Annotated in this window: 18 protein-coding genes and 2 tRNA genes; 3 read left to right on the top strand and 17 right to left on the bottom strand. The window is 45.8% G+C overall.

Going from position 1 to position 19,726, the window contains the following annotated elements:
* Window positions 1–52: 52 nt before the first annotated feature.
* The 17 genes from KNP87_RS06020 to KNP87_RS05940 all read right to left on the bottom strand — a co-directional run bounded on the left by KNP87_RS06020 (window position 53) and on the right by KNP87_RS05940 (window position 16,979).
* The gene (locus tag KNP87_RS06020; RefSeq protein WP_026833592.1) at window positions 53–1,006 is read right to left on the bottom strand and encodes an L-lactate dehydrogenase; all 954 of its coding nucleotides are present in this window, start codon (window positions 1,004–1,006) and stop codon (window positions 53–55) included.
* A gap of 166 nt (window positions 1,007–1,172) precedes the next feature.
* Window positions 1,173–1,943: a DUF92 domain-containing protein gene (locus tag KNP87_RS06015; RefSeq protein WP_233550657.1), complete on the bottom strand. Its 771-nt coding sequence runs from the start codon at window positions 1,941–1,943 to the stop codon at window positions 1,173–1,175.
* Window positions 1,943–2,491 carry a 5-formyltetrahydrofolate cyclo-ligase gene (locus KNP87_RS06010; RefSeq protein WP_119922490.1) on the bottom strand — a complete coding sequence of 183 codons (549 nt, stop codon included), beginning with the start codon at window positions 2,489–2,491 and terminating at the stop codon, window positions 1,943–1,945. Before KNP87_RS06010 ends, KNP87_RS06015 begins: the two co-directional genes overlap by 1 nt.
* A 62-nt stretch (window positions 2,492–2,553) precedes the next feature.
* Window positions 2,554–2,703, bottom strand: a complete 150-nt coding sequence (rpmG, locus tag KNP87_RS06005) for a 50S ribosomal protein L33 (RefSeq protein ID WP_012369771.1) — start codon at window positions 2,701–2,703, stop codon at window positions 2,554–2,556.
* A gap of 104 nt (window positions 2,704–2,807) precedes the next feature.
* The gene (locus tag KNP87_RS06000; protein ID WP_119922489.1) at window positions 2,808–4,991 is read right to left on the bottom strand and encodes a 1,4-alpha-glucan branching protein domain-containing protein; all 2,184 of its coding nucleotides are present in this window, start codon (window positions 4,989–4,991) and stop codon (window positions 2,808–2,810) included.
* Window positions 4,992–5,028: 37 nt separating this feature from the next.
* Window positions 5,029–5,766 (bottom strand): DUF4912 domain-containing protein, encoded by a 738-nt coding sequence (locus KNP87_RS05995; RefSeq protein WP_026833596.1) that lies wholly within the window; start codon window positions 5,764–5,766, stop codon window positions 5,029–5,031.
* Window positions 5,767–5,875: 109 nt separating this feature from the next.
* Entirely contained in the window at window positions 5,876–6,538 is a 663-nt protein-coding gene (gene phoU / locus KNP87_RS05990) for a phosphate signaling complex protein PhoU (RefSeq protein ID WP_026833597.1), read from the bottom strand.
* Window positions 6,539–6,554: 16 nt separating this feature from the next.
* Complete coding sequence (gene pstB / locus KNP87_RS05985) at window positions 6,555–7,331, bottom strand: phosphate ABC transporter ATP-binding protein PstB (RefSeq protein WP_051524104.1); 777 nt, start codon at window positions 7,329–7,331, stop codon at window positions 6,555–6,557.
* A 105-nt stretch (window positions 7,332–7,436) separates the two neighbouring features.
* A complete protein-coding gene (pstA, locus tag KNP87_RS05980; RefSeq protein ID WP_026833599.1) occupies window positions 7,437–8,345 on the bottom strand; it encodes a phosphate ABC transporter permease PstA in 909 nt (302 codons plus the stop codon).
* Between the two features lies 1 nt (window position 8,346).
* A complete protein-coding gene (pstC, locus tag KNP87_RS05975; protein ID WP_119922488.1) occupies window positions 8,347–9,288 on the bottom strand; it encodes a phosphate ABC transporter permease subunit PstC in 942 nt (313 codons plus the stop codon).
* Between the two features lie 93 nt (window positions 9,289–9,381).
* Window positions 9,382–10,326, bottom strand: coding sequence for a PstS family phosphate ABC transporter substrate-binding protein (locus KNP87_RS05970; protein ID WP_119922487.1), 945 nt, complete (start codon window positions 10,324–10,326; stop codon window positions 9,382–9,384).
* 223 nt (window positions 10,327–10,549) lie between these two features.
* Window positions 10,550–12,622 (bottom strand): peptidoglycan D,D-transpeptidase FtsI family protein, encoded by a 2,073-nt coding sequence (locus KNP87_RS05965; RefSeq protein ID WP_214721126.1) that lies wholly within the window; start codon window positions 12,620–12,622, stop codon window positions 10,550–10,552.
* Window positions 12,623–12,762: 140 nt separating this feature from the next.
* Window positions 12,763–13,371 carry a superoxide dismutase gene (locus tag KNP87_RS05960; RefSeq protein ID WP_026833603.1) on the bottom strand — a complete coding sequence of 203 codons (609 nt, stop codon included), beginning with the start codon at window positions 13,369–13,371 and terminating at the stop codon, window positions 12,763–12,765.
* Window positions 13,372–13,464: 93 nt separating this feature from the next.
* A complete protein-coding gene (locus KNP87_RS05955; RefSeq protein ID WP_214721125.1) occupies window positions 13,465–14,925 on the bottom strand; it encodes an alpha-amylase in 1,461 nt (486 codons plus the stop codon).
* 129 nt (window positions 14,926–15,054) lie between these two features.
* Window positions 15,055–15,128: transfer RNA gene (locus KNP87_RS05950), tRNA-Ile, on the bottom strand.
* A gap of 11 nt (window positions 15,129–15,139) precedes the next feature.
* A tRNA-Met gene (locus KNP87_RS05945) sits at window positions 15,140–15,213 on the bottom strand.
* A 125-nt stretch (window positions 15,214–15,338) separates the two neighbouring features.
* Window positions 15,339–16,979, bottom strand: a complete 1,641-nt coding sequence (locus tag KNP87_RS05940) for a Na/Pi cotransporter family protein (RefSeq protein WP_026833605.1) — start codon at window positions 16,977–16,979, stop codon at window positions 15,339–15,341.
* Between the two features lie 296 nt (window positions 16,980–17,275).
* Here KNP87_RS05940 and KNP87_RS05935 point away from each other — a divergent pair, with 296 nt between their 5' ends.
* The 3 genes from KNP87_RS05935 (at window position 17,276) to KNP87_RS05925 (ending at window position 19,646) form a co-directional block, all read left to right on the top strand.
* Window positions 17,276–17,674, top strand: a complete 399-nt coding sequence (locus KNP87_RS05935; RefSeq protein ID WP_119923077.1) for a hypothetical protein — start codon at window positions 17,276–17,278, stop codon at window positions 17,672–17,674.
* 193 nt (window positions 17,675–17,867) lie between these two features.
* A complete protein-coding gene (ispG, locus tag KNP87_RS05930) occupies window positions 17,868–18,977 on the top strand; it encodes a flavodoxin-dependent (E)-4-hydroxy-3-methylbut-2-enyl-diphosphate synthase (RefSeq protein ID WP_026833607.1) in 1,110 nt (369 codons plus the stop codon).
* A gap of 99 nt (window positions 18,978–19,076) precedes the next feature.
* A complete protein-coding gene (locus KNP87_RS05925) occupies window positions 19,077–19,646 on the top strand; it encodes a 5' nucleotidase, NT5C type (protein ID WP_081776048.1) in 570 nt (189 codons plus the stop codon).
* Window positions 19,647–19,726 lie beyond the last annotated feature (80 nt).

The following is a 19,726-nucleotide window of genomic DNA, read 5'->3' as shown; positions in this document are numbered from 1 at the left end:
ACAAAAAAACCGTACCCTTTTGATAAATCAAAAGGGTACGGTTTTAAAAAAATCAGTGAAGCACCGGTTCCATCGTTTGACGCAACACTTCTGCTGAATGATGGAATTTTTTCAATTCTTCTTCCGTCAATGAAAATTCAATGATTTCCCGGACACCTTGTCGATTGATGATAGCCGGAACACCAATATGGATTCCTGAAATTCCGTATTGTCCATCGACATGTGCACCAACGGTCAATATACAGTTTTCGTTACCGAGGATGGCCCGTACAATCCGCACGAGACCAAGACCAATCGCATAATAGGTCGCCCCTTTACGTTCGATGATATGATAGGCAGCGTCGCGGACGTTGATATAAATCTGGTCAAGGTCTTTTTGGGAGTAGAGATCATCTTCTGCCAATAATTCATCAATCGTCTTTCCGTAAATGCGGGAGTTGCTCCAGGCCGCAAATTCTGTATCACCATGTTCCCCTAAGATATAGGCATGGGCGTTTCGAGAATCGATATGGAAATACTCACCTAACATTTGACGTAACCGCGCCGTGTCAAGGACTGTCCCGGAACCGAACACACGTGATTTCGGCAGGCCGGAATACTTCCAGGCCAAATGAGCCATGATATCGACCGGATTGGAAGCAACGACGATGATGCCGTCAAAACCGGACTCCATGATTTGGCGCATCATCTCTTTCATGATCAAGGCATTTTTTGCTACCAAGTCAAGTCGTGTTTCGCCCGGTTTTTGTGGCGCACCGGCCGTGATGACAATCACTTCCGAATCTTTACAATCGGAATAATCTCCGGCCCAAATGCGAATTGGCGAAGAACTGAACGGTGTTCCGTGGTTTAAATCCATCGCTTCCCCTTCGGCTTTTGCTTTATTGACATCGATGATCACTAATTCTTCACATAAACCGGCTGTCGTCATCTGATACGCAAAACTTGATCCGACGGCTCCGGCGCCAACCAACGCAACGCGTGTTACTTTCGCATGTAATTCCATCCTCTATGTCCACCCTTCCAAACTAATTTAAAAGTTTGTTAACTATCTCACAAATAGATTGTAACATCTTTCACAAAGTCATGAATGCTGTGAAAACGTTCACATCTTGTCTAAATTGTGTCAATGATATCCTAACATAAGGTAAAATTACATCTACAGTTTCCACTTACCACATTCGATACACAATAAAACCAATCAGACCTGCCAGTGCACTCGATAAAAAGTTGACTCCGTCATTCCCGAGCCATTTCCAGCCTTTGACGTAAACTGTCGGTGTATCATGATGCATCCGTTTTTCTGTTTCTTTCGAGCAGACCGTACAACGAAACTTCCGTTGAATCGTTCCGCCAAATAATGTATCAAACAAACTTCCGGCCACTCCCAAGGCGGTCACGAGTACCCATGTATCGGCAGGTAATGTAAACAACAGATCACCGGCAGTTGCGATAAACAAGGCTCCGACCACTGTCGCTGACGTCCCGAGGACAGAAACCGCTCCGCTCGTTCCGGCCGGAACACGCCGCCCTGTAAAAAGAAACGGATTTTTTTGCGAAAGCGGACCGATTTCAGAAGCCCACGTATCCGCATTCGAAGCAGCGAGCACAATCAAAAACAATACAAGAAACGCGGTGTGTTCCGTCCATGCATAGCCGACCGAAGCAAGAGTTGCGACACCGCCGTTTGCAAGGACTTGCCAGCCGTCACGCGCTCCGTCTTTTTCAACGATTTGATTCACCGTCTGTTTTCTCCGTTTGCCGAGTTTTGATAATAGACTCGAACTGCCAAAAAAGAGCATCAATAAGATCAGTCCGCTGTATCCAAACCCATAAATGACGACCGTTCCGACGACAATCGTCCAGACAGCACCGCTGATCGTCAACAGCTGCAATCGATAACCGATGTATCCGAGTAAAAAACAAAATAGGATTCCGTACATCACCGACATAAAATGACCTCGGACTCTGTCACGATTTGGTCGACCGGTCGATCAAACGATTCGACGGCAAATGTCGGGACGAGTTGGCACTCGAACGCAACCGCTAACGTATTTCCCTGATAATCGACTAATGCGCGGTCGTAAAAGCCGCCTCCCCATCCAACACGAAATCCGTTTCGCATGAAGGCCCGACCGGGAACCAAACAAAGATCGATCGTATTCAATGACCGTTCCACCGCTGTATCGTCGGGTTCCCGGATCCCCATCGTTGTCTCCACCAACCGGCTGTTCGGCAGATACTCAAAAAACTTCATCTCGCGGTGTACCACTTTCGGAATCACTACCTGTTTACCGAGCTCCCATGCTTTTTCGATGATCGGATCGGTCGAACACTCATTTCGAAACGATAAGGTGACAGCAATCGAACGGGCATTTTCCCATGCTGAAACGGTGAAGAGCCGATCATAAATCTGTTGCTCACGTTGTTGCCGATGACCCAATGTATTTAATTGGTGCGTAATGAACTGTCGGATTTCCTGCTTTTCCATCCTGTAAAGTCCCCCTTATTCAACAAAAAAGCCATCACACAAGGTGACGGCTTCCATCTCAATTATTTTACTTCACGGTGAAGTGTGTGCTTACGGAGACGTGGGTTGTATTTCTTCAACTCAAGACGCTCTGGGTTGTTACGCTTGTTCTTCTTAGTGATATAAGTACGGTCACCAGTTTCAGTGCAAGCCAAAGTAATTTTAACGCGCATGGGATTCCCTCCTATCTAGCTCTCGATGTATCAAGTGTTTTTGCTTTACATAAGGTTAAGCATACTCAAGTATCGTACCAAGAAAGGAAGTGAATTGCAACTGTTCATCCGTTCTTTTTCGGAATCGTTACATGCTGGTACGGATTTTCAAGGTTCACTTGGAAGGAACGCAGTTCTTTTTCGACATGATAGTCATGTTCAATCCCGTTTCGCGCTTCTTCCCGCTCAAGATAAATCACATTTGAATGGCGAAGTGCTTCTCCTTCAAGTCGTTTAATCGCAACGACCAATCCGCCTGTTCCGCCTTGTGAACGTTCACTTTCCAAATCGTAGACGTTACTGACAAGAGGCAGACCGTTCATTTCAGCAAACGATTGTGCAGCGGATGCCGTCTCCATATTAAAGTTATGGACAAGACGGAACTCGACGATCTTATTGAGTGCTTGTGCTTGTCGTAAAACAGCCAGGTTTAACCCCGCGAGCTGGTTATACGTCTGAACGAGCGGTAAACCGTTCACTTCGACATGGTAGACATGTACTCCGTCCTGATGTTGATAATCGGTCGCTCCTGCTGTAATGACATAGACATTCTCACCTGAAGCCGCCAGACGTTTCGCAAACTCGGCAACCGGACGATTCGTATCATCATACTGCGTCGTCACAATCAAGATGGCCTCATCATTCCAAGACGATTCACGTTGAACGGCTACATAATAATCGTGCGGTGTCAAGAAGACGTCCGGCTCGATGTCCGTATCGGCTAAAAACGGATATTCCGCATAACGGGCATCCAGCCACTCCAATGTCAGTTCATTGGCATCAAGTCGGCGTTCCGTTTCTTCAAATCGTTTGATGTGTTCACGGAACCGATTTGCCGCATACTGTGCTGTCGTTTGTCCATCGAGAATAAACGGCCAGTCACTCGAGACGGCAAGCAGATACTCCCGAATCAGTTGACGCTTGGCTTTGACGGTCAGTTCATCTTGATGTCGATTACGGGCAACGACTCCTGCCAATCGTTTTTCAAGCTGATGCAGGTGACGAATCATCCAGTCATTCCGTTCGTTGATCCAAACGTCGGCATAACCTTTTCGTCCCCATGTTCCCATCGCGACGTGTACCGTCTCAATGTCCTGGAAATGACGCTCAAGGAAAGTCGTCGGAGAAATCGATTCAATTCCGAACTCTTCAAAACGTTCCATTGTTTTTCCGAGGAAATCAGGACCTTCAAACCACCAATGTCCAAACAGTTCAGCATCGAACGGTGCCGTCACGAGAAACGGCGGGAAGTCTTGACCGCTTTGTTCGTCCAAATGATTGGCAAGTGCTTCTGCAAAATCCGTCGCGTGAACATCTGTCCGTTTCCAAGCCCAATCACGCACATAATAGTCTTTTTGATCCGATTCACCCGTCACGCGGTGTAACTTCAGTCCGGTATCGTATCGTAATCCCTCAGGATGCATGAATTCTGCAATCTGGTCCCATTCGCGGTCGTAGGCAAGATCGCGGTAAAATTCGCGGTAGTCCGGATGACCCGGGTAACCGATGACGGAACTCCAGATCCGACCCGAAATGATTTGATCGCGCGGGAATAACGCAACACCGTGTGGTGAATAGACCGGCGCGCCGATGCCGTGTTTCGGTGACGGATCCGCATTGACGATCGAATGTTCATCAACAAATGTATAGCGGATTCCTTCTTCATACATGATTTTATCAAGTCCCGGCGTATAGGCACACTCCGGCATCCATAGACCGGTCGGACGATAACCGTAATGGCGTTCAAAGCAGTTTAATCCGGTTTGGATTTCAGACCGCGCTGCCTGTTCGGACAACATGTGCGGACTGAATCCGTGCGTCGCCGTACACGTCATCAACTCGAGATACCCTTGTTCTTTGTAATGACGGAAGGCGCCGTTGAGATCACGGTTCCAGTAGTCAAACGTCACTTTTAAATCATGGTACCGCTCTTGATAGAATAATAAGGCATCTCGTTCTTCCTTCATCAAGTCACGTTTTAATTCCTGATCAATCAACCGTAACGTATCATCCAAATGTTCCACGTAACGGGTTTGGATCAAAGAATCGGCCAACATCTCGATGACGGGCGGTGAAATACTGATCGTCCACCCGAGCGGACGTTCCAAACGGTCAATTTCCCACAGTAATGGAATATAGGTTTCTGAAATCGCCTCGTACATCCAACGCTCTTCCAGACGATGAGCTTCTTGATGGCGGATATACGGTAAATGGGCGTGTAAGACTAATGAAAAATATCCTTTGCGCATGTTTTTCTTCCTCTCCTTGTGCTTTCTTTCTATTGTCTTAACGAACTCGGTCGAAGTAGGAATACGGGCGTAAGACTTCTACCCATTCCGGCTGTTCCAACTCACCATACTGCCAACGTGCGACGACTTCCGCAAAACGTCCGTCCATCACCGGTTCATCCCGTGGTGTTTCGACTGGTTTTGAACGCAGGACAGGTAAAAAGTCACCGTCAATCGTCTGGATGCCCCATTCGATGATGTATGTAGTATTTGGCATCAACGGACGGACGAACCATGTATTGGTCATTTCCGGCAATTCAAACTGATACGTTCGATTCGCTTCGCCTTTTTCATAGTCACGGAGTGTGACATCGATGATCCGAAGTTCTTTTCGGAATGAATCAAACGAGGCATGATAATGTGTCTCGAGCATCTTCCGTGATAACTCGGACAATTCCCAGTAGACGTAGACCGATGTCGGAGACTGAACGATGGCATGCATGATATCGTCTTCGTAATGCGTCGCCATTCCAAAGGCATCTCGTTCTAATGAAGGAATTGCCGTCAATGCAGGCACAATCTCGTTTTCTTTTGAAGCGCTCACGGTTACCCCTGCCTTCTTCTTTTTCGGTTTAGGCGTCGTAGCCGTTTCGGTTGGTGCTGTATTCGATTCCGTTAATGATTTTCGGTACTTGCTCCAGGCGTATTTGACTTTCCCTTCAGTCGATTCTACTTTTTCTGCGATCTGTTTGATCGTCAGTCCTTGTTCTTTTAATTTTATGATTTTTTCAAGCATTACCTATCACCTCTTTCTCTTTATTCACTTCTTTCTTATTCTACAAACTTGTTTCAAAATCCTTTTCAAAAAAAAAGTAGGCAGAGGATCTCCCTCTAGCCTACTGCAATCAGTTGTTTAAATCATAGTGTTTTCCTTTTTCCAGATAAATCAGATGCTCCCCGACATTCGTCAAATGGTCGCCCATCCGTTCGATGTATCGGCAAATATTCGTGAATTGCATGATTTCGTCAACAACGACCGGCTGCAATGACATATGGCGCATGTATTGACGTAATGCTTTATACGTCGTCTCATCGATGATGTTATCGAGATCCGACAACGCTTTTGCTTTCTCAATGTCTCCGTCACGATAGGCGACAATCGCTGTCTCCGTCATGTCGAGCAACGTTTCGAACGCTTGTTTTAATAATGAGATGTCAATTACGTACGGGAACGTTTCGACACGTAACACCGCTTTCGAGATATTTCCGGCGTAATCGGCAATCCGTTCGAGGTCGGTTGCAATCTTGATGGCTGTGATCAAACGACGTAAGTCCGTCGCGACCGGCTGTTGTTTCGCAATCAGTAAGATCGCATCATCATTAATTTCAAGTTCAAGTGCATCGAGTTCGCTGTCGTTTTCGATGACTTTGAGCGCAATCTCGCGGTCGTATTTTTCTAAAGCTTCCGCCGTTGTCGCAATCTGTTGCATCGTCTTACGGGCTAACAAAAATACTTTTTGATCAAGTACTGCTAGGTTTTCTCCAAAAATCGTCCGGTTCGCTGCCATTGAAAGTTCCTCCTCGTTATCCGAATCGTCCTGAGATATAGTCTTCGGTCCGTTTGTCACTCGGATTCGAGAAGATTCGGTCCGTTTGATCGAATTCAACGACTTCACCGTTCAAGAAAAAGGCTGTTTTATCCGAGACACGTGCCGCTTGTTGCATGTTGTGCGTGACGATGATGATCGAGTAGTCTTTTTTCAATTCTTGAACAAGTTCTTCGACTTTCAACGTCGAGATCGGGTCAAGTGCCGAGGTCGGTTCATCCATCAAGATGACATCCGGCTCAATCGCAAGGCAACGGGCGATGCAGAGACGTTGCTGCTGTCCACCGGATAAACCGTACGCATTCTCGTTTAACCGATCCTTTACCTCGTCCCAAATCGCTGCACCACGTAAACTCCGTTCAACGATTTCATCTAAGATTTTCTTGTTTTTGACACCGTGAACACGTGGTCCGTAAGCGATGTTGTCGTAAATCGATTTCGGGAACGGGTTCGGTTGCTGGAAGACCATCCCGACGGATGTCCGTAATTCTTCGACTTCGTAATCCTTATCAAAGATATTTCGGCCATGGTACTCGATGACACCGTTCGTACGAACGATCGGGACAAGTTCAACCATCCGGTTCAAAGTCTTGATGAACGTTGATTTACCGCATCCTGACGGTCCGATGATTGCCGTGACTTCATTTTGTTTGATGTCGAGATTAACATCTTTTAAGGCGTGATCATCGCCGTACCATAAGTTCAAATCATTTACACGGTATACGCTTTGTCGTGCAGCTACTGGTTGATTCATCGTTTTTGCCCCTTCTTTGGCTGGTTTCGTCGTCAGCTTCGTATCCATCATCTGTGTTCCTCCTTCGTGGTTCAGAACGTGATTCATTTCATTATAAGTCTTTGATTAGTATCGTTTTGAGAAACGGTTCCGGATCCAAATCGCAAGTGAGTTCATCGTCAAGAGGATGACCATCAAGACAATGATTCCTGCTGCCGCAAGTCCTTGGAAATCGGCTTGTGGACGGCTTGTCCAGTTGTAGATTTGAATCGGTAACGCTGTAAATTCTGAGAAAATACCTTCCGGTGCCCGGGCGATGAAGATGGCTGCACCGACCATGATCAGTGGTGCCGTCTCCCCGATGGCACGGGATACCGCCAGGATGATTCCTGTGATGACACCCGGCAAGGAAGCCGGTAAGACGACTTTAAACGTCGTCTGCCATTTTGAGGCACCAAGCGCGAGTGACGCGTGACGCATTGCTTGCGGGACTGCTCGAATCGCTTCTTGGGACGAGACGATGACGACCGGCAAACTCATCAGTGCAAGCGTGAGTGCTCCGGCAATCAAGGTCGAACCGAAGCCCATGTTCCGAACGAAGAACGTCAGTCCGAGTAATCCGAAGACGATTGACGGGACACCGGCTAAATTTGAGATGTTGACTTCGATGAATGACGTCATCCGTCCTTTTTTCGCATACTCTTCCAAATAGATCGCAGCTCCGACACCGAGGATGAAGATCATTGGAATGATCAGCAACATCAGGAAGATTGAGCCCATGAGCGCAGGATAGATTCCGGCACGATCCGGTCGGCGTGAAGGAGCGTTTTGAAGGAAGTCGAGTGACAACCAGGCTGCTCCGTCACGAACGACACCAGACAGAAGAATACCAAGTACGACTAAACCAAATAACAGTCCAATCAAGAAAATGATTTTAGTGATATTGTTGACGACCAAGCGTTGACTGATCGATTTTTTAACAGCAACAGGATCGATAAACTTTTTTTGTACGGGTTGTTTTTCTGGTAAGGCCATCTTAGTACTCCTCTCTGAAACGACGCGTGATCCAGTTCGCGAGTAAGTTCATCAAAAGAGTAAAGACGAACAACAACGTACCGACAGCGTAGATACTATAGTATTCAATCGTACCGAATCCAGCATCGCCAAGTGCGACCTGAACGATATAAGCAGTCATCGTTTGAACCGGTTCTAACGGGTTGACGAGAGCTGTTGGATTCGATCCACCAGCAATCGTTACGATCATCGTCTCACCGATCGCACGCGACATTCCGAGAACGATCGAAGCGATGATCCCTGAAAGGGCTGCCGGAACAACAACTTTTAAAGCGACTTCAAGACGTGTTGAACCAAGCGCGAGCGCACCGTCTCGGATTTTTTTCGGAACCGAACTCATCGCATCTTCCGAAATCGAGGCGATCATCGGGATGATCATGATTCCGACGACGATCCCCGGGCTTAAGGCATTGTAGATGGCAAGACCCGGAATGAGTTTTACGAGTAATGGTGTAACGAACGTCAAGGCGAAAAATCCGAAGACGATTGTCGGAACACCGGCTAATACTTCAAGAATGGGTTTGAGAACACGACGTGCGCGTTCTGATGCATACTCACTCAAATAAATCGCAGAAGTGAGTCCAATCGGCACGGCAACTAGCATCGCAATCACGGTAATTTCAAGTGTTCCCACGACGAGTGGCCAAATCCCGTACTCCGGTTGAGAGTTCAACGGGTACCAGTTCGTGCTGCCGAAAAATTCTTTGATCGATACGACTTCAAAGAAGTGGCGTGTCTCAAGAACTAACGTGAGAATGATGCCGATGGTCGTAACAACTGAAACGAACGCACAAAGGAAAAGTACGATCGGCATGATCCGTTCCATAACGTTTTTCATACTGAATTTTTGTTGTCGGTTCTGTTGAATCAGCTCGCGAACCGATTTGTTTGATGATGGATTCATCCTTCTTCGCTCCCTACTTCATCATGCCTACATAAGAACGGGACCCGAAAAAGGGGAATTTCCCCTTTTTGGGCCGTCCTCGTTTGGTGATGTTTATTTCATTGCGTCTTCGATAGCTTTTGCGTTTTCATCATAACGGTCTTGTTTCATCTTGATGTAACCTACTTCTTCAGCTAAGTCACCAGCGTTCTCATTCGTGAATTGAACGAAGTCAGCTACTTGTTTTTTATCTTTTAATGACTTGTTGTTGACGTACGTGTAGATTTCACGTGACAGCGGATAAGACAGGTCGTTGATTGTTTCTGGTGTTGGATCAACCGCATCTTTTCCTTCAGCTGAAAGTGGAACTTCTTTTAACTTATCTTTGTTTTCCGCGTAGTAGGCATAACCGAAGTAGCCGATTGCACCTTTTGTTCCTTCAACACCTTTGACGAGAACGTTATCGTCTTCCGAGAGTTGAACATCTTTACGCATATCTTTTTCGTCAAGGACTTCTTCGTCGAAGTAATCAAATGTTCCTGAGTCTTTACCAGGGCTGAAGAATTTGATTGGCTCAGCCGGGTAAGATGGATCAACATCTTTCCATGTCTTGACGTTTGGATCGAGCCACATTTTGTTGAGTTGATCGAGTGTCAATTCTTTAACCCATGTATTTTGTTTGCTGACGGCGACTGTCAATCCGTCGAGTGCCAGCGAGAGACGTGTAAATTCAATATTATTTTTTTCAGCTTCTGCTGCTTCTTCATCTTTAATTTCACGTGATGCGTTCGAGAGGTCTGTTTCACCAACGACGAAACGTTTGAAACCGCCGCCTGTTCCGGATACTCCGACTGTTACATCGACGTCTGGTTGTTCGATTGAATACTCTTCACCGACTGCTTCCATGATTGGGAAGACTGTTGAAGATCCGTCTACAGCGATCTTTCCTGAAAGATCAGAAGAACTTGAAGAGCCATCTGTTTCATTTCCGCATGCCGCACCGACTACTGCGATTGACGCTACCGTTGTAATAAGAGCTGTTTTTTTCATCCAAGACATGATTAATTTTCCTCCTCGAAGTATGTCGCTGGTAACGCTACGACTTTATATCCGTTTTCCTTACAAGACTTATACTACGGATGAACTATTAAACCAAAATGAATCCAACGTAAAAGAATTGTAAAGGCGTGTATTTCTGCGTTTACAATTTGAAGTTCATTAGAAAAACAGGTCAATCCAAACAAAAAAACGAAGATGAGTTTCCTCACCTTCGCTGAACTAGTTAATTAGGCTTAGTTTGCCATGGGACGTCCTTGACATTAAAGTAGGCTTTGACTAAATCATGACCAATCTTCGAGTTGACCGTTTCTTGTTCCATATATGGAAGGAACACGGCCCATGCCATTTCCGGATTGTCGTACGGGGCCCAACCGACGAGGTTCGAGTTTAACGAACGAACCGGCTGTCCGCTTCCGTCACGAAGTGCAATCCCGTCTTCACCGTAAACACTGACCTGTGCCGTTCCGGTTTTGGCAGCCGCATCGATTCCGGTCTGGGCGATGACTTTAGAAGTTCCCCGCTCACCTTTGACAACACGGTGCAACCCTTCACGGACATGATCGATGTTCGCTTGGCTGATTTCAATCCGGTTCAAATAGTTGGTCTTAAAGCTGTAATCGACTTGTTTTGTTCCTTCTTCAATCGAGTTCGACGCCAAGACTTCTTTTAAGAAGTGGGGTTGTACCCGATATCCGCCGTTGGCAAGTGTCGAAATATATTGCGCCACCTGTAACGGTGTAAAGGCATCATACTGACCGATTACACGGTCCATCAAGAGTGTGACACGGTCCGGTGTACCTTGTACCCCTTTGGCTTCATACGGAAGATCGATTCCCGTTGTCACACCGAGACCAAACTGACTGTAATAGTTTTGCATGATCGCCGCTGCCGCGTCGACACTCGCACCCGCTACACCATTACTTGGATACTTCGCCATCCGCATCGCAATGTTAAACATGTACACGTTTGATGAACGTTCAAGTGCCGTCAGATCCGTGATCGGTCCCATATTGACGTAGGATCCTTTTTTGGTCCCGCCAATTGTAATCGGTGCATCGTTGATGACTTCATTTTGACGGATGACACCTTCCTCAAGTCCCATCGCGACTGTTGCACCTTTGATCGTAGATCCGATTTGCAAGGAAGTTAAGACGTTATTGATCGCGACATCACTGAATTCGTTCGTTGCCGTATCGAGTTTTTGTCCCGACATCGCCAAAATTTCGCCGGTTTGTGGATTCATGACGACGGCATAACCTTCTTTCAGGTAGCCACTGCCCATACCGCGCCCCATCTTAATTGCTTGTTGGAGAATTTGGTCGACTTGTTTGTTATATTCCGCATCAACCGTCAGGACAAGGTCTTTTCCTGATTCGCCTTCTTCGCGATTTGGTTCGCCGACAGGCTCGCCGTTAAACGTTTCATAAACATCATATGCCGGTTTACCGCGCAACAGATCTTCATATTGCTGTTCGAGGAAAGACGTCCCGACACGGTCATTTAAGCTGTATCCTTTTGCCTTGAATTCCGCTTGTTGTTCAGCGGGAATTTTTGAGTACTTCCCGAAGATATTACGGAGCGTCCCTTCATACGGATAGGAGCGTTCATAAAACGGTTCGACCGACACCCCTTTTAAATCTTCGAGGTTTTCGTCGATGATGGCCATTTCTTTTGCATCCGCCCCCAATTTGACGAGCTGGGGATCAAGCGCATAGCCGACTTCCATGTTGTGTTTGATGGCGACGACTTCCATCGTCTTGTCATCAAAATCGATGTCTTTTTCTGTGATTGTATCAAGACGAATCTGATCTTGCTGTGAAATCGATAACTTACTTTGTGCTTCTGAACTTGGATATTTTTCTTTGACGGCCTCTTTATACCGGCGGTCGGATTCCTTTTCGTTGACAGCAATCCAGTAATCCTTCAGATCACGCTCCGTCACTTTCCAATCCTTTTTAGGCAGGTTGATGATCGCTGCAAGACGAGAGGCGATTTCAATCCGTTCATCGACTTTCGTATTTTGAGACCGGCGGTAAACAATCGAGTACTTGGAAATCGTATCGACCAATAGTCGTCCGTCCCGATCATAAATCTTTCCACGCGGTACTTCGTATTTCGAAGCAATCATCTCCGTTTTTTGAACTTCCCGTGAAATTTTTTCACCGTTCACAATCTGAACGACACCTAATCTAAAAATTAAAATCGCAAACAATAAAAATACTACAAAAAACATTAAATTCAAGCGCAGCGGCAGATGGTTACGCCGTCTGCCTCTTACTGTGATTCGTTTCGCCATGGCGTACTCCCCTATCGTTCAAAAGTCATCTTGTTTCATTATATAGAAGGAAACTTTCCATAACAACCTATCCCATCATTTTCCGCATTAAAAAAGAGCACCGGTTTCCCTTTCGGAAAACTAGTGCTCTCATCTACCTATTATTTTGCGTCAGCGTAAAGTTTTGCCACGTGATCCCAATCAATGACGTTAAAGAACGCATTGATGTAATCCGGACGACGGTTTTGATAGTTCAAGTAATAAGCATGCTCCCAAACATCAAGTCCAAGAATCGGCGTTTTGCCTTCCATGACTGGTGTATCTTGGTTTGGTGTTGAAACGACAGCTAATTTGCCACCGTCCACGATGAGCCACGCCCAACCTGAACCAAAACGTGTTGTTGCCGCTTTTGCGAACGCATCTTTGAATGCTTCGAATGAACCAAATGATTCGTCGATTGCTGAAGCAAGCTCACCCGTTGGTGCTGCTCCATCGTTCTTTTTCAAGAGTTTCCAGAAGAACGAGTGGTTCCAATGACCGCCACCGTTGTTACGGACAGCTGTTTGAATGTTAGCAGGAAGTGAATCGAGGTTTTGAAGTAATTCTTCAAGTGATTTCCCTTCATGCTCTGACCCTTCAAGTGCCGCGTTTACGTTCGTGACATACGTGTTGTGGTGTTTCGAGTGGTGAATCTCCATCGTACGAGCGTCGATATGTGGCTCCAGCGCATCATAAGCGTAGCCGAGTTCTGGTAATTCAAATTTTGACATTTTCATGTCCCCCTTTATCCTATTTTCGGAATTTCAATACTCTTTAAGACTAGCAAAAATAGTTGGTCAGGTGCAAGCAATGACCCTTAGAAATTACTGTTCGTCGCGTGGGGCGAATACAGAGACGCCGCCGCCCGGAACCGGGAAAACGCCGAATCCTTCTTCATCGATGACGACAGGCTCTTCTTGGTGATTCGTATAATCGAACCATTGTTCTCCGGCACGTGATTCGCCGACGAACATCCGTTTCTCACACATATCCGCGTTCGACAGCAAGACGGCACAACCCGAGTTCGGGAATTCTTCGACTCCACGACGGACCCAACCGACACAATGCGGATCATCCAGGTAGTCTTCTTGCTCACCGTAGGCTTTATGGTAACGGGCGTACAACAAGGCATCAATCATTTCCTTTTTGCCTTCAACCGGATGCGGTCCTTGTACTCCGTAGTAATCACCATAGAAGACACACGGGTAACCGTCTTTACGAAGGAGTACCGAAGCATAGGCATGTTGTTTAAACCAATCATCAATCCATGACTCAAGCGACTCGCCCGGTTGGGAATCGTGGTTATCGACGAATGTCACGGCATTCGTCGGATGGGATTCCACCAACGTATCCGCGAACAGTGTCGTTAAATCAAAGTCCTGCCCTTGTTGCGATGCTTCATGGAATTTATAGTGCAACGGGACGTCAAACAAATCGATCGTATAGTCGACACTGTCTAAAAACTGACGGCAGTCGTCTAGATCCGACTTCCAGAACTCACCGACCATATAAAATCCTTCCGGGTTATCCCCGATCATTGATTTGGCAAATTCATTGACGAATTCATAGTTGATGTGTTTGATCGCATCAAGCCGGAAACCTTGGCAGTTGATCGTTTCTTTGAACCAGTTTCCCCAGTTGATCATCTCTTCGCGGACTTCCGGATGATTGTAATCGATGTTTGCGAACATCAGATAATCATAGTTGCCGAATTCGTCATCGACTTGATCGTTCCAATCTTTATTTTTACCGGAAATTTTGAAAACACCTGTTTTTTCTTCACGTGCATCAAAATCGGTTCCATTGAAAAATTCGTGTGTCCAGATGAAATCAGAATATTTTCCGTTTCGACCCGGGAACGTAAATTTCGTCCACGCATCGATTTCAAATTCTTCTGAAATTTCTTGCGAACGGTCTTCCGGGTGGACTTCCACAACTTTAATCGTTTCAAGTTCATCGGCAGCCGCTTTATGGTTCATGACGACATCGGCATAAACCGCGATGTCATTTTCATGCGCGACCTGAATCGCTTCGATCAATTCATCTTTTGTCCCGTATTTCGTCCGGACCGTTCCTTTTTGATCAAATTCCCCTAAATCATAGACATCGTAAATGCCATACCCTGTATCTTCATCTGATTGTCCCTTTGATGCCGGCGGAATCCAAACAGATGTGATGCCTGCAGCACGCAGTTCCGGCGCTCTCTCTTTTAAGCGTTGCCAATGCTTCCCATCATTTTCTACATGCCACTCAAAAAACTGCATCATTGTATGGTTACGTTCCATCTCTCTTCGCTCTCCCTTAAATTGCCATAGTATGAATATTATTGTATGAACATTATTACAATATCTTTAATATTCCCCAAGCAACCAAAAATAAACGCACACTCAAAAAAAGAGTGTGCGCTTATAAAATGGACCCTGCAGGACTCGAACCTGCGACCGGACGGTTATGAGCCGTCAGCTCTAACCAGCTGAGCTAAGGGTCCTTAAGTAATAGTAGCGGCGGAGGGAGTCGAACCCACGACCTCACGGGTATGAACCGTACGCTCTAGCCAGCTGAGCTACACCGCCATGATGAATTAAAACAACTAATATCAGATTACTGGAATGAAACTTAAATGTCAATAAATTATCTCACAAAAACAAAGAGGAATTTCTTTTCAGAAATTCCTCTTGTTTTATGATGAATATTCACTTCATGCTGTTCCTGACCGTTGCTCCAGTACCAAATCCGTAATATTGACGGCGTGGTCACCGATTCGTTCCAAGTTCGACAACAGATCAACGAAGATCATTCCGGCCTGACCGGTACAATCTCCTGCATTAACGCGCAAGACATGATGTTTGCGGAATGAACGTTCGAGCGAATCCAGTTTCCCTTCAAGCTCAAGTACTTGGCGTGCCAATGAAACATCATCAAGTTCAACTGCCTTGATGGCCGTTTCGACGATTTTTTGCGTCAAGACATACATCTCATCCAACTCTTTTTTCGCTTGTGCCGTAAATTCGATACGATTCACGATTTGGAAATCAACGAGTTCGATGACGTTTTCAACATGATCACCGATCCGTTCAAAGTCATTGACGGCATGCATCAAGAGTGAATGGTCATTTGATTCCCGTTCCGATAAGTCATGTGCCGCGACTTTGACGAGATAACTTGTCACTTCTGTATTCAGATGATTGATGGCATATTCGATCTGACCTGCATCTGATACATCCTTTTTATCGTGCGATTGCGTATAACGATGCGCTTTTCCAAGCGCTTCCTTCGAGAACTCACCCATCCGTAACACTTCGAGCTTCGCTTGATTTAAAGCGAGTGACGAAGATTGGTTCAAGATGTTTTGATCCAAGTGGCGTGGTTTCGAGTCGACGGTCGTATCCGTGCCCGGCACGACTTTTTGGACGAGCCATGCAATTTGTGCGATGAACCAACATTGAATCAAGGTGTTGACGACGTTAAACGTTCCGTGTGCAAAAGCAATCTGCATTTTTGGTTCCAAATCAAGTGCTCCGGTAATCCACGTAATGAACGCCGAAAACAGTGGTAAGGCGATTAAGAAGAGGATTGTCCCGACGATATTGAAGATGACGTGCGCTGCCGCCGTCCGTTTTGCTGCGATTGACGCACCAAGTGCTGCGAGAACCGCAGTGATCGTCGTCCCGATATTATCACCAAACAAGACGGGTAAGGCTGCTTTGATGTCAATCATTCCGCCATCATACAATTCTTGCAAAATTCCGATCGTCGCAGAAGACGATTGAACGAGAATCGTAAAGATCGTTCCGACGAATACACCGAGTAACGGGTTATCCGACATGGAAACCGTTAAGTCACGGAACCATTCGCTTGATTCAAGCGGTGCCATTCCGTCGCCCATGAGCGTCAACCCATAGAAAAGTGCTCCGAAACCAAAGAAGATTTGTCCGATGTATTGAATCCGTTCTTTATTGAAGAAGAAAATCAGGAACGCTCCAAGCGCGATCGCCGGGAGTGCTGCTTCCTTGACGTTAAATCCAATGATGAAGGCCGTAATCGTCGTTCCGATGTTCGCCCCCATGACGACACCGATTGCTTGACGTAAATTCATCAATCCGGCGCTGACTAGACCAACGACGATGACGGTCGTACCGGATGACGACTGGATCAAGACCGTGACGACAATCCCTGCCAAAATCCCAAGAAACGGGTTTGATGTATATTTATCTAAAATATAACGCAGACGGTCTCCCGCTGTTTTTTGAAGTCCATCTCCCATATACTTAATACCGAATAGGAAAATACCAAGTCCACCAATAAAAGTGAAAATCATTTCCTGTAAATCATAGTTCATCCTGTCATCTCCTCGTATAAAAAGTGGAATTGATTTTTTGTGAAGAATCTATTGTTTCAACCTCTCCTATTATGTAAAGGTCTATTGAACTTGTAAACAGTTTTTTAGGTATTTGATTGTTAAGGTTTTATTAAACTGTACTAAAACAAGATTTACATTGATATAAAGCCATTTGAATCTAAAAATACCTTTGTTATAAAACAGAAGAAAGAGTGATTACCATGCATTTTTTAAGTCAACTACTTAATTACTTACAAACCACCCTAATTCCAAATCGCCTTTTTTTAAAGACTCGCTTGGCAGATGTTCCCCTTTATTTTTGTGGATTAGCTTGGATTTCGCTTTGGACGACGGTGATCGACAGCCTGTTTCTCGAACAATCGATTCCGTTTATCATCTGGTTCATTCTCCATTTCATCTTTATTGCAATTGCCGTTTTGTTGTATCTGTTGTTCGTGTCTTACTTAAATCGCTGGTTCATTCAGTGGATCTTGCCAAAACCTTGGGCGTTTCGACAAGTGTTTCCTTATACCGTCGCAGCAAATATTTGGACGTTCCCGATCGGCGTCTTTGTTTATCAACTCGGATACTCTTCGGTCGGCATCGCGATTCTATTAGCCGGACACCTGTTGTATTCACTGCTGCCACTTTTCCTGGCCCGTCGGAAAAAGAAGCCCGCTCGACGTTTCTCCTAAGGACCTTCGCATTCGAGCACTTTTTGAGCTTCAATGCCCGTCCAGCGACGGATTGACTTTCATCTTTTCGTGTTAAACAATTGTAAATGTTCAATTTTCGTTCTTGTTTCTCGATTTTTAGGGAATAGTTCGATATGATAGAACAAGTAGTCATAAACAATCTGGCGTTATGCCACAAAAGGAGATTTTCGATATGCCGAAAATGGTCCATCGCTCTAAGACTCGTCCCGTTCGTGTTGGGGACCTTGTCATTGGTGGAAGTAATGAAGTCATCATTCAAAGTATGACGACAACAAAAACACACGACGTCGAAGCGACTGTCGCTGAAATTTTACGTCTAGAAGAAGCAGGATGCCAAATCGTCCGGGTTGCTTGTCCGGAAGAGCGTGATGCGCTTGCACTTGCTGAAATCAAAAGCCGGATCAACATTCCGCTTGTCGTTGATATTCACTTCAACTACAAACTTGCTCTGATGGCTATCGAAGCTGGTGTCGATAAAATCCGAATCAACCCGGGTAACATCGGACGCCGCGAAAAAGTCGAAGCGGTCGTAACGGCAGCCAAAGCAAAAAACATCCCAATCCGAATTGGTGTCAACGCCGGTTCGCTTGAGAAACACATCCTTGAAAAATACGGTTATCCGACAGCTCGCGGTATGGTCGAGAGTGCCCTTCACCATATCAAGATTCTTGAGGATCTCGATTTCCACGATATCATCGTTTCCTTAAAAGCCTCTGACGTTCAATTGGCGCTCGAAGCATATCAGTTAGCCTCTGAGTCATTCGACTATCCGCTTCACGTCGGAATCACGGAGTCTGGTCCTTTACGTACCGGTTCATTGAAGTCAGCCGCCGGTCTTGGAGCCATTCTTTCGCGTGGTATCGGAAACACGGTCCGTGTCTCCCTTTCTGCCGATCCGGTCGAAGAAGTCAAAGTCGCAAAAGAAGTCTTGAAATCATTTGGTCTCGCAGCAAATGCCGCGACATTGATTTCTTGCCCGACATGCGGACGTATTGAAATCGACTTAATGGCGATTGCCGCGGAAATCGAAGATTACATCGATAAAATTCAAGTCAACATCAAAGTTGCCGTTCTCGGTTGTGCCGTCAACGGTCCTGGTGAAGCGCGCGAAGCAGATATCGGAATTGCCGGCGCACGTAACGAAGGATTGTTGTTCCGTCACGGAGAAATCATCCGAAAAGTTCCAGAAGCAACGATGGTCGAAGAATTGAAAAAAGAAATCGATGCGATCGTTCTCGAAAAAGAAGCAGAAAAAGAAGCCGCAAAAGCCAGTCAAGCCTAATAAAAAAGAGTCCTCCTCGGGAGCGACTCTTTTTTTCGTTTCCGCTTTTCGACTATGTTATACTAGTGGCAGAAAATTTATAGAATGTTGGTGATGTAAGTGAAAATCGGAATTGATATTGATGGAACAATCACTCATCCTTCTTCGTGCTTTAATTATATGAACAAATATCTCGGGACATCGATTGATTTTGAGATGGCCTCTGAATACGAGCTTCATACCTATACGGACATGGAGCAAATCGAGTTTTGGGAATTCATGGTCAAGTCAGGTCATGAACTCGGTATCTATCGTGAATCAATCCCACAAGAACTCGTCAAACAGCATCTGTGGGCGTTACGTAAACAGTATGACCTTCACTATGTGACGGCGCGATCGGAAATCGTCCGCCCCGTGACGGAAGAATGGATCAAACAACATGAGTTGCCACTTGATTCGTTAATCATGACAGGCTCTCACGATAAAGTACAAGTCGTTCGTGATTTGTCGCTCGACCTCTTCATGGAAGACCGGCTTGAAAATGCGATTCAAATTGCGGAAGACACGTCGATTCCGGTCATCTTGTTTGATGCACCGTACAACCGGCGTCCGCTCCCTGAAAACATCGTTCGCGTCTCGTCTTGGGATGAAGCCGTTCAGACCATTCATAAGTTTGCACCAATCCGCTAAAACAGCCTCTATTGGCTGTTTTTTCTGTATGTTGTAGTTCGATTGTCGTACAATGGTGACAAGATTCCATATTATCTCAT

This window comes from Exiguobacterium sp. s192, from assembly GCF_018618795.1.
GTDB classification, from domain to species: Bacteria; Bacillota; Bacilli; order Exiguobacteriales; family Exiguobacteriaceae; genus Exiguobacterium_A; species Exiguobacterium_A undae.
This window is presented reverse-complemented; position numbering and strand designations above follow the sequence as displayed.

Excerpts from the sequence above, each read along its gene's own strand:
- KNP87_RS06020 (WP_026833592.1), bottom strand. The coding sequence starts at position 1,006 with ATGGAATTACATGCGAAAGTAACACGCGTTGCGTTGGTTGGCGCCGGA.
- KNP87_RS06015 (WP_233550657.1), bottom strand. The coding sequence starts at position 1,943 with ATGTACGGAATCCTATTTTGTTTTTTACTCGGATACATCGGTTATCGA.
- KNP87_RS06010 (WP_119922490.1), bottom strand. The coding sequence starts at position 2,491 with ATGGAAAAGCAGGAAATCCGACAGTTCATTACGCACCAATTAAATACA.
- rpmG (WP_012369771.1), bottom strand. The coding sequence starts at position 2,703 with ATGCGCGTTAAAATTACTTTGGCTTGCACTGAAACTGGTGACCGTACT.
- KNP87_RS06000 (WP_119922489.1), bottom strand. The coding sequence starts at position 4,991 with ATGCGCAAAGGATATTTTTCATTAGTCTTACACGCCCATTTACCGTAT.
- KNP87_RS05995 (WP_026833596.1), bottom strand. The coding sequence starts at position 5,766 with ATGCTTGAAAAAATCATAAAATTAAAAGAACAAGGACTGACGATCAAA.
- phoU (WP_026833597.1), bottom strand. The coding sequence starts at position 6,538 with ATGGCAGCGAACCGGACGATTTTTGGAGAAAACCTAGCAGTACTTGAT.
- pstB (WP_051524104.1), bottom strand. The coding sequence starts at position 7,331 with ATGAATCAACCAGTAGCTGCACGACAAAGCGTATACCGTGTAAATGAT.
- pstA (WP_026833599.1), bottom strand. The coding sequence starts at position 8,345 with ATGGCCTTACCAGAAAAACAACCCGTACAAAAAAAGTTTATCGATCCT.
- pstC (WP_119922488.1), bottom strand. The coding sequence starts at position 9,288 with ATGAATCCATCATCAAACAAATCGGTTCGCGAGCTGATTCAACAGAAC.
- KNP87_RS05970 (WP_119922487.1), bottom strand. The coding sequence starts at position 10,326 with ATGTCTTGGATGAAAAAAACAGCTCTTATTACAACGGTAGCGTCAATC.
- KNP87_RS05965 (WP_214721126.1), bottom strand. The coding sequence starts at position 12,622 with ATGGCGAAACGAATCACAGTAAGAGGCAGACGGCGTAACCATCTGCCG.
- KNP87_RS05960 (WP_026833603.1), bottom strand. The coding sequence starts at position 13,371 with ATGTCAAAATTTGAATTACCAGAACTCGGCTACGCTTATGATGCGCTG.
- KNP87_RS05955 (WP_214721125.1), bottom strand. The coding sequence starts at position 14,925 with ATGGAACGTAACCATACAATGATGCAGTTTTTTGAGTGGCATGTAGAA.
- KNP87_RS05940 (WP_026833605.1), bottom strand. The coding sequence starts at position 16,979 with ATGAACTATGATTTACAGGAAATGATTTTCACTTTTATTGGTGGACTT.
- ispG (WP_026833607.1), top strand. The coding sequence starts at position 17,868 with ATGCCGAAAATGGTCCATCGCTCTAAGACTCGTCCCGTTCGTGTTGGG.